General features: G+C 66.7%; 15 protein-coding genes and 1 pseudogene. 10 read left to right on the top strand and 6 right to left on the bottom strand.

The features are described from left to right. Positions 1-7 precede the first annotated feature (7 nt). The 4 genes from WAX14_RS00005 to mptB are packed head-to-tail and all read right to left on the bottom strand — an operon-like array spanning position 8 to position 4,556. Positions 8-976 (bottom strand): COX15/CtaA family protein, encoded by a 969-nt coding sequence (locus WAX14_RS00005; protein WP_422626049.1) that lies wholly within the window; start codon positions 974-976, stop codon positions 8-10. 60 nt (positions 977-1,036) lie between these two features. Then, the gene (locus WAX14_RS00010) at positions 1,037-1,837 is read right to left on the bottom strand and encodes an ABC transporter permease (RefSeq protein ID WP_422626050.1); all 801 of its coding nucleotides are present in this window, start codon (positions 1,835-1,837) and stop codon (positions 1,037-1,039) included. Further along, positions 1,834-2,778 carry an ABC transporter ATP-binding protein gene (locus tag WAX14_RS00015; protein ID WP_422626051.1) on the bottom strand — a complete coding sequence of 315 codons (945 nt, stop codon included), beginning with the start codon at positions 2,776-2,778 and terminating at the stop codon, positions 1,834-1,836. Before WAX14_RS00015 ends, WAX14_RS00010 begins: the two co-directional genes overlap by 4 nt. 11 nt (positions 2,779-2,789) lie before the next feature. Beyond that, positions 2,790-4,556: a polyprenol phosphomannose-dependent alpha 1,6 mannosyltransferase MptB gene (gene mptB, locus WAX14_RS00020; RefSeq protein ID WP_422626052.1), complete on the bottom strand. Its 1,767-nt coding sequence runs from the start codon at positions 4,554-4,556 to the stop codon at positions 2,790-2,792. 154 nt (positions 4,557-4,710) lie between these two features. On the opposite strand from mptB, the gene WAX14_RS00025 reads away from it, so the two are divergent. The 10 genes from WAX14_RS00025 (at position 4,711) to WAX14_RS00070 (ending at position 14,149) form a co-directional block, all read left to right on the top strand. Next, positions 4,711-5,430, top strand: a complete 720-nt coding sequence (locus WAX14_RS00025; protein WP_422626062.1) for a helix-turn-helix transcriptional regulator — start codon at positions 4,711-4,713, stop codon at positions 5,428-5,430. Between the two features lie 85 nt (positions 5,431-5,515). Then, positions 5,516-6,964, top strand: coding sequence for a Fe-S cluster assembly protein SufB (gene sufB / locus WAX14_RS00030; RefSeq protein WP_422626053.1), 1,449 nt, complete (start codon positions 5,516-5,518; stop codon positions 6,962-6,964). Next, a complete protein-coding gene (sufD, locus tag WAX14_RS00035) occupies positions 6,965-8,173 on the top strand; it encodes a Fe-S cluster assembly protein SufD (RefSeq protein ID WP_422626054.1) in 1,209 nt (402 codons plus the stop codon). A 42-nt stretch (positions 8,174-8,215) separates the two neighbouring features. Continuing rightward, complete coding sequence (gene sufC / locus WAX14_RS00040) at positions 8,216-9,001, top strand: Fe-S cluster assembly ATPase SufC (RefSeq protein ID WP_422626055.1); 786 nt, start codon at positions 8,216-8,218, stop codon at positions 8,999-9,001. A 4-nt stretch (positions 9,002-9,005) separates the two neighbouring features. Continuing rightward, entirely contained in the window at positions 9,006-10,310 is a 1,305-nt protein-coding gene (locus WAX14_RS00045) for a cysteine desulfurase (protein WP_422626056.1), read from the top strand. A 1-nt stretch (position 10,311) separates the two neighbouring features. Continuing rightward, positions 10,312-10,782 (top strand): Fe-S cluster assembly sulfur transfer protein SufU, encoded by a 471-nt coding sequence (sufU, locus tag WAX14_RS00050; protein WP_422626057.1) that lies wholly within the window; start codon positions 10,312-10,314, stop codon positions 10,780-10,782. Then, positions 10,779-11,201: a metal-sulfur cluster assembly factor gene (locus tag WAX14_RS00055; RefSeq protein ID WP_422626058.1), complete on the top strand. Its 423-nt coding sequence runs from the start codon at positions 10,779-10,781 to the stop codon at positions 11,199-11,201. Before sufU ends, WAX14_RS00055 begins: the two co-directional genes overlap by 4 nt. Before the next feature lie 315 nt (positions 11,202-11,516). Continuing rightward, positions 11,517-11,912, top strand: a complete 396-nt coding sequence (locus WAX14_RS00060; protein WP_422626063.1) for a MarR family winged helix-turn-helix transcriptional regulator — start codon at positions 11,517-11,519, stop codon at positions 11,910-11,912. A gap of 105 nt (positions 11,913-12,017) precedes the next feature. Further along, on the top strand, positions 12,018-12,557 hold the full coding sequence (locus tag WAX14_RS00065) for a MarR family winged helix-turn-helix transcriptional regulator (protein WP_422626059.1): 540 nt from the start codon (positions 12,018-12,020) through the stop codon (positions 12,555-12,557). After that, positions 12,554-14,149 carry an MFS transporter gene (locus WAX14_RS00070; protein WP_422626060.1) on the top strand — a complete coding sequence of 532 codons (1,596 nt, stop codon included), beginning with the start codon at positions 12,554-12,556 and terminating at the stop codon, positions 14,147-14,149. Before WAX14_RS00065 ends, WAX14_RS00070 begins: the two co-directional genes overlap by 4 nt. 26 nt (positions 14,150-14,175) lie before the next feature. Here WAX14_RS00070 and WAX14_RS00075 read toward each other — a convergent pair whose 3' ends face one another. Together WAX14_RS00075 and WAX14_RS00080 are read right to left on the bottom strand one after the other, a co-directional pair. Beyond that, positions 14,176-15,078, bottom strand: coding sequence for a Ku protein (locus tag WAX14_RS00075; RefSeq protein WP_422626061.1), 903 nt, complete (start codon positions 15,076-15,078; stop codon positions 14,176-14,178). 96 nt (positions 15,079-15,174) lie between these two features. Continuing rightward, positions 15,175-15,387, bottom strand: a pseudogene (locus WAX14_RS00080) (lycopene cyclase); the annotation flags it as partial.

A 15,387-nucleotide genomic window follows, 5' to 3' on the forward strand; every position in this document is an offset into this window, starting at 1 on the left:
ATGCTGATCAGGCGGCGGTGACAGGTTCGGGTTGCGGCGCCGTGGTGCGGACGCGGCCGGCAGACCACACCGCGGCGGTCGCCGCGGTGCACAGGCCGGCGCCGGCCACATGCATCACCACGAGTACCGCCGGGACATCCGTCCAGAACTGCACGAGACCGATGAGGGACTGGGCGAGGACGAGGCCGAGAAGAACTTTCAGGCGTAGTTTCACCGCGTCGGGCGCGGCGACCGCGTACAGCGCGAACGCGAGGCCCACCAGCAGCGCCAGATAGCCGACGAGCAGTTCGGCATGCAGATGCACCAACGTGGTGATGTCGATGTCGAGGCGCGGCACCGACCGCTCGGGGCTCTTGTCGCCTGCGTGTGGGCCGGCCCCGGTGACCATCGTGCCTGCGATCAGTACACCCGCGAGGAGAACCCCGGACAGGGCGGTCAGCCATCGCAGCGGTGGGGCCAGGACCTGCTCGATCACGCCGTCGTCGGGCTCGCCGATCTTGACGAACATCACCGTTGCGAGCCACACCAGCAGCATCGAGACGACCAGGTGGACGGCGACGGTCCACCACAGCAGGCCGGCGAGCACGGTGACGCCGCCGATGATCGCCTGCAGCACGGTACCGGCGGGCATCAGCCACGCCCATGCGATCACCTCGCGCCTGCGGCGCGCACGGGTGACGGCGAGGACGATCGCGGCCGACACGGCGACGACCACGAACGTCAGAAGCCGATTCCCGAACTCGACGATCTGGTGCAGTGTGTGGACGTTGCTGGACACCCCGACCGGGACCAGTGAACCGGGGAAGCACTGCGGCCAGGTGGGACACCCGAGACCCGACGCGGTGACTCGCACGACCGAGCCGGTGACGGCGATGCCGCCTTGCACGACGATGGTGAGGAAGGCGATGAACCGCTGGGTTCGCAGGGAGGGCAGCGGAAGTCGATCGACGAGGTTCAGGTAGCCGCGATACAGCACGTCCACGATGGTACGGGTCGGTCCACTACGCCGTGTAGTTGGGTTGTCGGCCGGTCACGGTCACGTGAATCGGAAGTATCGGCGGGCCAGGAACGCGCCGGCCGTCGCCCACACGGCGAGGACCGCCGCGGCGAGCCAGTCCACGCTGCCGCGCGCAGCCTCCTGGAGGCCAAGGGCAAGCGCCCCCGACGGGGTCACCCGCGCCAGGTGGACGAGGGCATCGGGCAGGCCGTCCCCGGCGATCACGACACTGCCGATGCCGAGCAGCACGAACCAGATCAAGTTCGCCAGCGCCAGTACGATCTCGGCGCGCAAGGTCCCGCCGAGCAGTAGACCGAGCGTCGCGAACATGACTGTGCCGAGCGCGATGACGATGGCACCGAGCAACAACCCGAGCAGTGTCGGACGCCATCCGAGGGCGATTCCGATCGCACCGAGCAGAATCGATTGCATCGCCACCACGATCGCCACCGCGCAGCTCTTGCCTGCGATGATTCCCCACTTCGGGAGGGCGGTCGCACCGATCCTTTTCAATGCACCGTATCTGCGGTCGAATCCGACGGCGATGGCCTGACCGGTGAACGCGGTGGACATCACCGCAACCATCATCACAGCGGGCAGGATCCGCTCTACACGTGGATCGCCGAGGTCGCCGATCGGCAGCAACGTCATTCCGATCAGCAAAGTGATCGGAATGAACATCGTCAGCAGCAACTGTTCGCCGTTGCGCAGCAGCAGTTTGAGCTCCATGCGCGTCTGCGCCGCGAGCATCGCTACCGCTGTGTTGGGTCGTGGCGCGGGAGCGAAGGTGCCGATGTCGAACCGGTTACTCGCCAACCGCTCCTCGTGTGTCACGCTCAACTCCTCAACTCCCGTCCGGTCAAGTCGAGGAATACGTCCTCGAGGCTGCGCTGGTCGACGCGGAGTTCACTGACCAGCGCGCCCTGGTCGGCGCACCACGCCGCGGTGGCGGTGACCACGGCAGGATCGATCGTGCCTTCGACGAGATAGCGACCGGGTTGTGCCTCGCGTGCGCGGAAGCCGTCGGGCAGGGCGGTGCGCAGCGGCGCCAGGTCGAGTCCGGCGGATGCCGTCAGCCAGAGTTGGTGCTCGGATCCGGTTCGGGCCACTTCCGCAGGTGTTCCGGCGGCGACAACGCGTCCGTGATCGATGATCACGATTTCGTCGGCGAGTTCCTCGGCCTCGTTCATCAGATGTGTCGTGAGGAGTACCGAGACTCCGTCGCGGCGCAGTGCGTCGATCAACTCCCACACCAGCAGTCGTGCCTGGGCGTCGAGACCGGCGGTCGGCTCGTCGAGGAATACCAGTTCCGGGCGCCCGACCAGCGCGCATGCCAGCGCAAGTCGCTGCTGCTGGCCGCCGGACAACCGCCGGTACGGGGTACGGCGAGCCTCGTCGAGCCCGAGACAGTCCAACAGCCAGGCAGGATCGATCGGATCCGCCGAATACGAGGCGACCAGGTCGAGCATCTCGCCGGCCTTGGACCCGGGGTACGCACCGCCACCCTGCAACATCACCCCGATGCGGGGTCGCAACTCGTCCGAATCGGCGATCGGATCGAGTCCGAGTACCCGAACCGTGCCCGCGTCGGGCGGTGTGAATCCCTCACACATCTCCACGGTGGTGGTCTTGCCGGCACCGTTGGGGCCGAGCAGAGCCAGAACTTGGGCACGCTCGACCGTGAGGTCGAGGCCGTTCACGGCGGTGGTGTCGCCGAACTTCTTGACGACGCCGTCGAGGCGCACCGCGGGCGCCGCACCGGCAGGGGATCTCGAGGTCACGGGTTTCCAGCCTAGGCGTCGGGGGATTCGGGGGATTCGGTGGGACGCGGCGACGTGCGCTCCTCGTCACGCCACGGCAACCGGTTGCGGGTGGCGACGATGAGCAACCCGACGACGACGACCGTCGCGATCGCGGCCTGCACGATGATGAACGGCTGGTATTCCCCTCCGTTGGGCATCAGGATGACGCTGACCAGGGAAGAGAACACGACGGTGGGGATCCGGAAGATCGGCCTGGTCGCCCACGCCGCCAGCGGGATCACCGCCCACAGCAGATACCAGGGCTGCACGACGGGGAACAACAAGACGATCGCACCGAGCGAGACACCGAGCCCGCCGACGGCGTGAATCCGCCCGACGAGCACCGCCAGAAGCATCCGAAATGTGATAAATGCCGCAATTATGGCGGCGATCGGCCGGGTGATCGACAGGATCGCGGTCGTGTGGTCGCCCAGACCGAGCAGCACACCCGCGAGGCCGGTTCCGACGCCGAGCAGCGTGGGAATCGACATCCAGCTACGCACCTCGGTCGCGGTGCCCAGCGTGTTCGTCCAACCCAGCCCGAGGCCGCTGCCCCAGCTCACCACGGCAATCACCGCCAACGACACCGCCGCGAGCAGCGCCGCCGCCGTCAGGACGTCCCGTACCGTCGCACCCCAGCGTCGGGCCAAGGCCATGCCGACGAATCCGAGTGCGAGCAGCGACGGAACTTTGATCATCGACGACAGCGCGATCAGCGCGGCACCGGCGACGAGCCACCCGAAGTACCGCCCCCGCAGCGGCGAGTCGGGGCCGCCCGCGTGGATGCCGCGCAACGCCAGTTCGAGGCCGGCAAGCATCAAACCGAGCATCAGGGCCTCGTTGTGGATGCCGGCGACGAGATGGAACAGCAGGAGCGGATTCGCCGCACCGAGCCACAGGGCGGTCACGGATGCGACACCGCAGCGCCGCGCCAGTCGTGGCAGCGCCCAGACGATCAGCGCGACGCCCCCGAGCGCAAGCAGGCGGTGCAGAAAGATTCCGGTCACGATGCTGTCACCGGTCAGGAAGGAGATCCGCTCACCGAGCCACAGGAAGCCCGGGCCGTACGGCGCGGACGTTTCCCTCCAGATGTTCGGCACAGTTCGAGTCAGGACGTGGTCGACTCCGAGCGCCCCGGCGGGCCCAATCGCGTACGGATCCAATCCGCGCGCTGCGATTTCGCTCTGCGCCAGGTAGGAGTAGACGTCTTTGCTGAACATCGGCGGAGCAATGGTCAACGGCAGGATCCACAGCAGCAGCATGCGGTCGAGTTGCGAGCGTGACAGGCGGCGCGGTTGCCCGTCGGGGTCGTGCCGACCGACCGCGAAGCGGCCGAGCAGGAGCCAGGCCAGCACGACCAGGACGGTCCCGGTCATTGCGAGAGCCAGCGCGGCACTCGGCATCCGCGCAGGCAGCCCCAGCAGCCGGACGCCCTGAACCGGGTTCTGCAGCACCGGTTGGGCTCCCGCCCCGAGTGCGCCGACGCACATCAGCACCGTGCCGGTCGCACCGAACAGCCGGATCCCGTGCAGTTGCGTGGTTTCGGTTGCGTTGAGACCGCGACCTTCGCGTTCGTCCCCGTGCAGAACGGTCACGACGTCGGCGTGGTGGCCCGGGCCGTCGAGTCCCAGCACGCGTTTGCCCAACGCGGCGACGCGGACGCCGATGGTGCCGATCAGCCGGGAACCGGCGGTACCGGATCGGCTCGGTTCGAGGGCCGGACCGGCCGTGCTGGGTTGCTCGAGGGTCGGCGGCACCCGAGCAGCCTATCGGGCGGGTCGGGAGCGACCTCCACCTCCGGTCCGGCTGTGGGGAAGGGCACCCTTGGTGGACCGTGCATCCGAATTCCGTCACACTGGTGTTGTGAAATCAGCGACCGAACCGGTAGTGGACGAGAATTGCGCGGGCCGCGTGCCCGACGCAAGTCTCGCCGACGTGCGTTCGACGCGTGATTCTTCGCCGCAGCACGAAGGCCAGACGCGCGCGGCCGTCGTGCAATTGCTGCTCGAGCAGGGGCCGATCACGGCACCGGAGATCGGCAGGCATCTCGGACTGAGTGCAGCCGGGGTGCGCAGGCACCTCGATGCGCTCATCGACACCGGCGAGGCGCAGGCAGCGGCGCCGCCACGTCGGCAGGGCAGGGGCCGGGGTCGCCCGGCACGCCGTTTCCAGCTCACCGCAGTCGGTCGCGCTCGCCTCGGGCATACCTACGACGATCTTGCCGGTGCCGCGATGCGGCATCTGCGTGAACTCGGCGGCGACGCCGCCATCGAGGACTTCGCACGCCGCCGCGTGCAATCGATCCTCGCCGGTGTCGAACCGGCCGCCGGGTCCGACGAGGTCGAAGCAACAATCGAGGACATCACCGGTGCGTTCACCGCAGCCGGATTCGCGGCCTCCACCCGACGGGTCGGCACCGGGGTGCAGGTCTGCCAGCACCACTGCCCGGTCTCGCACGTCGCCGAACAGTTCCCGGAGTTGTGCGAGGCGGAACAGGAGGCCTTCGTGGAGATCCTCGGCACGCACGTCCAGCGGCTGGCGACCATCGCCAACGGCGACAGCTTCTGTACCACCCACGTTCCGTTGCTGCCGGATCCGGCGGCCGACGCCCGTTCCGACAGCGGTCCCTGACCGTCGCGAACGGTAACCACCAGCAGCCCGACCGTCGGCACACCAGTCGGCGCCGACAACGAACAAGACTCCGGAAGGAGCTCGCATGACTCTCACCTCGGACCAGGCGTCCGGCGCGAGTGCGCCGCTGACGCAGGAGGAGACCATCGCGTCCCTTGGCCACTACGACTACGGTTGGTCGGACCCGGATGCCGCCGGTTCCGCGGCGCAGCGCGGCCTGTCCGAAGCGGTCGTGCGCGACATCTCCGCCAAGAAGAACGAGCCCGAGTGGATGCTCGACATCCGCCTCAAGGCGCTGCGCACGTTCGGCAAGAAGCCGATGCCGGGGTGGGGCTCGAACCTGGAGGGCATCGACTTCGACAACATCAAGTACTTCGTCCGCTCGACGGAGAAGCAGGCTACGTCCTGGGAGGAACTGCCCGAGGACATCAAGAACACCTACGACAAGCTGGGGATCCCGGAAGCGGAGAAGCAGCGTCTCGTCGCCGGTGTCGCCGCCCAGTACGAATCCGAGGTGGTCTACCACCAGATTCGTGAGGACCTCGAGTCGCAGGGCGTGATCTTCCTCGACACCGACTCGGGCCTGCGCGAGCACCCCGAGATCTTCAAGGAGTACTTCGGCACGGTCATCCCGGCCGGCGACAACAAGTTTTCCGCGCTGAACACCGCCGTGTGGTCCGGTGGCTCGTTCATCTACGTGCCGCCTGGCGTGCGCGTCGACATTCCGCTGCAGGCCTACTTCCGGATCAACACCGAGAACATGGGCCAGTTCGAGCGGACGCTGATCATCGTCGACGAGGGCGCCTCCGTGCATTACGTCGAGGGTTGCACCGCGCCGATCTACAAGTCGGACTCACTGCATTCGGCGGTCGTCGAGATCATCGTCAAGAAGGGCGGCCACTGCCGCTACACGACCATCCAGAACTGGTCGAACAACGTCTACAACCTGGTCACCAAGCGCACCAAGGTCGAGGCCGGCGGGCACATGGAATGGATCGACGGCAACATCGGTTCCAAGGTGACGATGAAGTACCCGGCGGTGTGGATGATGGGCGAGCATGCCCGTGGTGAGGTGCTCTCGATCGCGTTCGCGGGTGAGGGACAGCACCAGGACACCGGCGCGAAGATGCTGCACCTGGCGCCGCACACCTCCTCGACGATCGTGTCCAAGTCGGTCGCGCGTGGCGGTGGCCGGGCCTCCTATCGCGGACTGGTGCAGGTCAACAAGGGCGCCCACGGCTCGAAGTCGACGGTCAAGTGCGACGCGCTGCTCGTCGACCAGATCAGTCGCTCGGACACCTACCCGTACGTCGACATCCGTGAGGACGACGTGACGATGGGTCACGAGGCGACCGTGTCGAAGGTCAGCGACGACCAACTGTTCTACCTCATGAGCCGCGGGCTGACCGAGGACGAGGCGATGGCGATGGTCGTGCGAGGCTTCGTCGAGCCGATCGCGAAAGAACTCCCCATGGAGTACGCCCTCGAGTTGAACCGACTGATCGAATTGCAGATGGAAGGGGCAGTCGGCTAAATGGCTGCGAATACCGCTCACACCCCCACCGGGGTGCAGGACGCCGTGCGCGGCGAGAACACACAGGCAGTTCCTACCACTAACAAGGGTGAGGTGTTCACGTCGTTCGATGTGAACGCGTTCGAGATCCCCGGCGGCCGCGACGAGGCGTGGCGGTTCACTCCGCTGCGCCGCCTGCGCGGATTGCACGACGGCAGCGCCGCCGCCTCCGGCACCGCGACCGTCGAGGTCTCCGCCGCTGCCGGTGTGCAGGTCGAGACCGTCGGTCGCGACGACGAGCGACTCGGACAGGGTGGTGTCCCGTTCGACCGCATTGCCGCGCAGGCGTACTCGTCGTTCGAGTCGGCGACGATCGTCACCGTCGGCACAGAGGTGGAGGTCGCCGATCCCGTCACCGTCACCGTCACCGGCCCCGGTGAGGGTGCGGTCGCCTACGGGCATCTGCAGCTGCGGCTCGAACCCTTCGCAAAGGTCACCGTGATCCTGGATCAGCGGGGCAGCGGCACGTATGCGGAGAACATCGAGTTCGTTGTCGGCGACAGCGCACACCTGAATATCGTGGCCGTGCAGGACTGGAACGACGACGCCGTACATGTCGCCGCGCACCACGCGCTGCTCGGGCGTGACGCCGCGTTGCGGCATTTCACCGTCGGTCTCGGCGGTGACCTCGTGCGGATCTCGCCGACCGTGAAGTACGGCGCGCCCGGCGGCGACGCCGAACTGCTCGGCCTGTATTTTGCCGACGCCGGTCAGCACCTGGAGCAGCGTCTGTTGGTCGACCACTCGCAGCCGCACTGCAAGTCCAACGTCGTGTACAAGGGCGCGCTGCAGGGCGACCCCGAGTCCGGCAAGCCCGACGCCCACACCGTGTGGATCGGTGACGTGCTCATCCGCGCCGAGGCCGAGGGCACCGACACATTCGAACTCAACCGCAACCTCGTGCTCACCGACGGGGCCCGTGCCGACTCGGTACCGAACCTCGAGATCGAGACCGGGGAGATCGTCGGTGCTGGTCACGCCTCCGCGACCGGCCGGTTCGACGACGAACAGCTGTTCTACCTGCGCGCCCGCGGTATCCCCGAGGACCAGGCGCGCCGACTCGTGGTCCGTGGCTTCTTCCACGAGCTGATCGAGAAGATCACCGTCCCCGAGGTCCGGGAACGGCTCGAGGCTGCTGTCGAAGCCGAACTTGCCGTCGTCGGCGCCTGAGCGCGACCACCCCACACACTGTCGTAAGGAACCGATTCACCGATGTCCACCCCCCAGAACGTCCTCGAGATCAAGGACCTGCACGTTCGCGTCGCACAGACCGATGAGAACGCCGAGCCGATCAACATCCTCAAGGGCGTGAACCTGACGGTTCGCTCCGGCGAGACACACGCCATCATGGGCCCGAACGGTTCCGGCAAGTCGACCCTGTCGTACGCGATCGCCGGTCACCCCAAATACGAGGTGACTTCCGGCAGCATCACCCTCAACGGTGAAAATGTGCTGGAGATGAGTGTCGACGAGCGTGCCCGCGCCGGCCTGTTCCTGGCGATGCAGTACCCGGTCGAGGTGCCCGGCGTATCGATGTCGAATTTCCTGCGCACCGCCGCCACCGCTGTCCGCGGTGAAGCCCCGAAGCTCCGGACCTGGGTCAAGGAGGTCAAGGGGGCGATGGCCGAGCTGGACATCGATCCGGCGTTCGGTGAGCGCAGTGTCAACGAGGGCTTCTCCGGGGGCGAGAAGAAGCGCCACGAGATCCTGCAGCTCGGCGTGCTCAAGCCGCAGATCGCGATCCTCGACGAGACCGACTCCGGGCTCGACGTCGATGCGCTGCGGGTGGTCTCCGAGGGCGTCAACCGCTACCAGGAACGTGAGCACGGCGGCGTCCTCCTCATTACCCACTACACCCGCATCCTGCGCTACATCACTCCGCAGTTCGTGCACGTGTTCGTCGGTGGCCGCATCGTCGAATCCGGTGGCCCGGAGCTCGCCGACGAGCTCGAGACCAACGGGTACGTCCGTTTCACTCAGGCTGCGGCAGGAGCCTAGACACATGACTGTCCCGGTGCGGGAACTCGACGTCACCAGGATCCGGGAGGACTTCCCGATCCTGGCCCGTACGGTGCGTGAGGGGAAGCCGTTGGTGTACCTCGATTCGGGGGCGACATCACAGCGCCCGGTCCAGGTGCTCGACGCCGAGCGTGAGTTCCTCACCACCTGCAACGCGGCCGTGCACCGTGGCGCGCATCAGCTCGCGGAGGAAGCCACCGACGCGTACGAGGGCGCCCGTGCGGAGATTGCGGATTTCGTCGGCGTTGCCGCGAACGAGTTGGTGTTCACGAAGAATGCCACCGAGTCGCTGAACCTGGTCACCCATGTGCTCGGTGACGACCGATCCGACCTGCGGGTCGGGCCCGGCGACGACATCGTCGTCACGGAACTCGAGCATCACGCGAACCTGGTGCCGTGGCAGGAATTGGCTCGGCGGACCGGGGCGAGGCTGCGGTGGTACGGCGTCACCGAGGACGGCCGCATCGATCTCGATTCGCTGGAATTGACGGATGCGGTCAAGGTGGTTGCCTTCACCCACCAGTCGAATGTCACAGGGGCGGTCGCACCGGTCGAGGAGTTGGTGCGTCGTGCTCGCGCCGTCGGCGCGCTCGTCGTGCTCGACGCGTGCCAGTCCGTGCCACACATGCCGGTGGACTTCCACGCGCTGGACGTGGACTTCGCGGCGTTCTCCGGACACAAGATGCTCGGTCCGTCCGGTGTCGGGGTGCTCTACGGCAAACAGGCACTGCTCGACGCGATGCCACCGTTTCTCACCGGCGGGTCGATGATCGAGACCGTGACAATGGAGGCGAGCACGTACGCGCCGCCGCCGCAGCGATTCGAGGCCGGTGTGCCGATGACCTCGCAGGTTGTCGGGCTCGGCGCCGCCGTGCGGTACCTGAACGAGATCGGGATGGACGCGGTCGCCGAACACGAACACGAACTGACCGCGCTCGCGCTCGAACTGCTCGACGGCATGGACGGGGTCCGCATCATCGGCCCGGTCACCGCCGAACAGCGTGGGGGAGCGGTGTCGTTCGTCGTCGACGGCATCCACGCACACGACCTCGGACAGATCCTCGACGACGAGGGTGTGGCGATCCGGGTCGGGCACCATTGTGCGTGGCCACTGCATCGACGGTTCGGTGTTGCTGCGACCGCTCGGGCCTCGTTCGCGGTGTACAACACCGTCGACGAAGTGCGTGCGCTGGCCGCGGCGATCCGACGTGCCCAAGAGTTCTTCGGGACGCACCCGCCGCTGGACCGCACCGGGGACGACGACACCACGAGCGACGGGGCGTCCTGACATGCGGATGGACCAGATGTACCAGGAAGTGATCCTCGATCACTACAAGCACCCACATCACCGGGGTCTGCGGGAACCGTTCGGTGCCGAGGTGCACCATGTGAACCCGACCTGCGGTGACGAGGTGACCCTGCGGGTGCACGTGACCGACGACGGGGTCGTCGGCGATGTCTCCTACGACGGCCAGGGCTGCTCGATCAGCCAGGCTGCCACGTCGGTGCTGACCGATCAGGTGATCGGCCTGCCGGTGGACCAGGCGCTCGCGACGGTCGCCAGTTTTGCCGAGATGGTCGGCAGCCGCGGCACCGTCGAAGGTGACGAGGATGTGATCGGCGACGGGATCGCATTCGCCGGCGTGTCGAAATACCCGGCGCGCGTGAAGTGCGCGCTGCTGGGCTGGATGGCGTTCAAGGATGCCGTGGTGCAGATCGTCGACGAGGCACCCGCCCCGAGTGGAGGACAGAGCAGATGACCGAACAGGCTTCCCAGACCGGCGCCCCGGAAGCACCCGAATCGCCGGCATCTGAACCGTCGGCCCCCGACACGGCAGCCACGGGGGTTGCCGCACCGGCGATGGATCCCGAGCGTCTCGACGAACTCGAAGAGGCGATGCGCGATGTCGTCGACCCCGAACTGGGCATCAATGTCGTCGATCTCGGCCTCGTCTACGGCATCACCGAGGACGCGGATGCGGTCACCGTCGATATGACCTTGACGTCGGCTGCGTGCCCGCTCACCGACGTGATCGAGGATCAGTCCCGCAACGCTCTGGTGCGCAGCGGGTTGTGCGAGGAACTGCGCATCAACTGGGTGTGGATGCCGCCGTGGGGGCCGGACAAGATCACCGACGACGGTCGCGAGCAATTGCGTGCGCTCGGTTTCACCGTGTGACCACTCACGCCCTACAGGGCAGGAACTCCCGGATTCTCGTCCGGGAGTTCGTGTTTCACCGCGTGAACGCGGACGGGAATGCCGGTGCCGTCGCCGGACCGGGGTCTGGACGCGCTCGGACCTTGCGCGCGGTCCTCGCGCCGTCATGACAACAGAGGGGGCCGACATGTCGAGCAGCGTTTTTGGTCGTCGTGGACTGTGCGGCACTGTAGCGAGGTTTCGGTGACCGATCCGCTGCTCTCCACCTCGGCCGGCCGTACCGATTCGTTCGGGGAGGCTGTCCCGGGCGTCGTCGCCGCGGCCCTCGAGCAGGAAGTGCTCGCATTGTGGCGCCGAGGGCGCGACTATCTGGCTGCCAGCGCGCGTACGGTCGATCCGAAGCTGGATCCGGTGTGCTATCCGCTCTTGGTGCTGTTGCGTGACGCCGATGCGATCGCGATGTCCGATCTGATCGGTGCGTTGGGCATCGAGAAGTCGACCTTGACCCGGCGCATCGACAGCGCCGGCCGACTCGGTCTGGTCGAGCGCATCCCCGATCCTCAGGACGCGCGGGCCCGGCTCGTTGCGTTGACCCCGGAGGGACGTCGCCGACTGGAGGAACAGCGCACGGAGACGTTCCGGCAGTGGCGTGAGCGCCTGTCCGTGTGGGATCCGGACGACGTTCGGCACCTGGCGACACTGATGCACCGTCTCGGTACCGTTCTCGACTGACGCGGCAGCGGGGCGACACCGGCGCTGGGGTTGGCACGGTCCCGAACCGAATCACACGTCCGTCTCTCGCAATATAGTTGCATCGGGCAACCAAGTTCTTTATGGTTGCGTGAATCAACCTGTTGGGATGGGACGCTGACTCCGGACACCGCCGAAGAACTGATCTCGGCACTACGCGCCTTGATCCGGCGTAGCCGCAACCTCCACGTCCGCGCCCGGGCATCGGAGTCCGACGTCATGCCGGCCTGGCTGGTGGCGTTGCTCGCCAACCTGGAACACGGCGAAGGATGCCGGCTCGGCGATCTCGCCGATCGGCTCGGAGTGACGGCATCGACGCTGAGTCGTCAGGTCGCCCACGCCGAATCCCTCGGGTACGCGCGACGCAACGCCGATCCCGACGATCGCCGCGCGTCGAGCCTGACCCTCAGCGACGCGGGGTCCGTCGCACTACAGGAATACCGGGCACGATTCGTGCGCCTGCTTCAAGATGCCGTGCCGGACTGGACCGATGAGGACGCCCACGACCTCGCCGACCGCCTGAATCGGCTCAGTGCCGCCGTCGAAAGCTTCCCCGGAGTCCGACCCTGCCGGCGAGCGATCCGCGCCGCCAGTCCGACCACACAGATCTGCGAGGAACGACCATGACCGCATCCGTGCCACCGACGTCCGGCGCCGAGGTGACACAGCCGGGCGAGCAGGAGATGACCCACAGGCAGCGTATCGAGGCGCTGGTCGGGCTGCTGTTGGGCATGTTCGTGGCGTTCTTGTCTTCGACAATCGTGTCCAACGCGCTCCCGACGATCATCATCGATCTGCACGGCACTCAGGACCAGTACACCTGGGTGGTGACCGCGACTCTGCTCGCGTCCACCGCGACCACACCGATCTGGGGTAAGTTCTCCGATCTGGTCAGTAAGAAACTGCTGGTCCAGTTGTCGTTGATCTTGTTCACCGCCGGATCCGTGCTCGCCGGACTGTCTCAGTCCGTCGGCATGCTCATCGGTTGTCGCGCGATCCAGGGACTCGGTCTCGGCGGGTTGCAGGCCCTCGTCGTCATTGTCATCGCCTCGATGTTCAGTCCGCGTGAACGCGGCCGCTACCAGGGGCCGATTGCGGCGGTGATGGCCGTCGCCACTGTCGCCGGACCGCTGATCGGTGGTGTCATCGTCGACACCAGCTGGCTCGGCTGGCGCTGGACGTTCTTCATCGGTGTGCCTCTCGCTGTCATCGCCTTCGTCGTCGTTCAGCGCACCCTGAACCTGCCGACCGTGCGCAAGGACGTGACCATCGATTATCTCGGCGCCACCCTCATCGCCACCGGCGTGAGCGTGTTGCTGATCTGGGTGACCCTGGCGGGCAAGAACTTCGCCTGGGGGTCGGCGATGTCGTACGGCCTGGTCGCGTTCGGCGTCGTGGTGCTGGGAGCGGCGGTATTCGTCGAGAGCCGAGCGAAGGACCCGATCATCCCGCTGCACTTGTTCCGGGACCGCACCACGACCCTGGCGACACTCGCCAGTATTGCCGTCGGTGTCGCACTGTTCGGCGGTGCTGTGTTCCTCGGCCAGTACTTTCAGATCGCCCGCGGCTACAGCCCGACCGCGGCCGGGCTGCTCACGGTGCCCATGGTGCTCGGCTCGACGATCTCCGGCGCGCTGTCCGGCGCTCTCATCACACGATTCGGCCGCTGGAAGATCTACCTTGTCGTCGGCGCGTTCGCGATGACCGTCGGGTTCGGGCTGCTGTCGACGATCGATCACAGCACCAACATCGTCCTGATGTCCGGCTATCTGTTCGTGCTCGGTCTCGGTATGGGCATGACAATGCAGAACCTTGTGCTTGCGGTACAGAATTCGGTTGCCCCGCAGAACCTCGGTGCGGCCAGTTCCACGGTGACGTTCTTCCGTTCGCTCGGTGGCGCCGCCGGTGTGTCCGTTCTCGGCGCGGTCCTGTCCAGCCACATCGTCGAGCTGATCGCGACGGGACTGGCGGCGCTGGGCATCACTATTCCGGGCGGTTCCGGCGGTGCGGGCCTGTCCAACCTCAACGAGCTGCCGCCGGCCGTCGCCGAGGTCGTCCGTGCCGCATACGGTGACGCCACTGCCCGGATATTCCTGATCGCGGCGGTACTCGCGGCGCTGGCGTTCGTTGCGATCGCGTTCATCAAGGAAGTCGCGCTCAACACTCGGACCGGGATCGAACAGCTCAGCGACGCGGAAGCGGACGCGGCGAGCACCTGACCCGACGTGACCGGGAGCGTCGGAGATCAGGCGCGTTTGCGCGCGCCGGACTTCTTCGCCGGGGGCTTACGAGTCCGGGCCTGCGGTGCCGTCGTTCGATTCGCGGTGGACTTGGCGCTTCCGGTGGACTTCGCGGACCCGGTGGACTTCGACGCCGCGTCCACGCTGCGCTGCAATGCCGCGACCAGGTCGAGCACCTCGGCGTCCTCCCCAGCGGAGGTGGTCTCGGGCGCCTGAAACACTTTCTCGCCGCCGCGAGCGAGCGCGTCGTCGATCAGCGCACGCAACTCGACCTGGTATTCGTCGGTGAACCCGTCCGGATCGAAATCCTCGGACATCGACTCGACGAGCGTTTCGGCCATCGCCAGTTCCTTCGATGTCGGAGCCGGAATGCCGTCGTGCACCGGAAAATCCGCCGCCCGCACCTCGTCCGGCCACAACAGCGTCTGGAGCACGAGCAGCCCATCACGGTTGCGCAGCGCGGCAAGCCGGGTGCGCTGCCGCAACGTGAAATGCACCAGCGCGATGCGGTCGCTGCGCTCCAGGGTCGCCGCGAGCAGCGCGTACGCCTTCGGCGACGACGAATCCGGTTCCAGATAGTAGGACTTCTCGAACAGAATCGGATCGATCTGCTCTGTCGGTACGAACTGCAGTACCGGAATCTCGTGCTTCTCCGCTGCCGGCAACTTCTCGAAGTCGTCGTCCGTCAGCACGACCCGAGCGCCGTCGTCCGCATCGACCGCCTTGTCGATTTCCGCGTACGGAACCGACTCGCCGCACTCGGTGCACACGCGGTCGTATCTGATCCGTCCGCCGTCCTTCGCATGCACCTGATGGAACCGGATATCGTGACTTTCGGTGGCGGAATATACTTTCACCGGCACATTCACCAAGCCGAACGCGAGGGAACCCTTCCAGATCGACCGCATGTTCCCATCATGCGGGATGATGCACAGTCGTGCAGTCGACCGCCGGAATTCGTCGCCCCGACCCAGTTCGCGGCTCGTCCCGATTCGCGCCTCGCCTCAGATGATCGCGCGCAGAATCGTCCGGCGCAGGGTGGGGGACACCGCACCGAAAAACGACCACATCGCCGCGGCGACACCGGCCGGATCGGTGCGCCCGGACAGATAGGCGCGCTGTCGTTCCACCGGCAGATCGAAGAATGCGGCGAAGAACTCCGCCGGGTCTGTTTCGCCGAGACTCAGCAACACCTTCAGGCCCTGCGAACGCAGGGC

This window comes from Rhodococcus sp. (in: high G+C Gram-positive bacteria) (assembly GCF_049299235.1).
Classification (GTDB): domain Bacteria; phylum Actinomycetota; class Actinomycetes; order Mycobacteriales; family Mycobacteriaceae; genus Rhodococcus.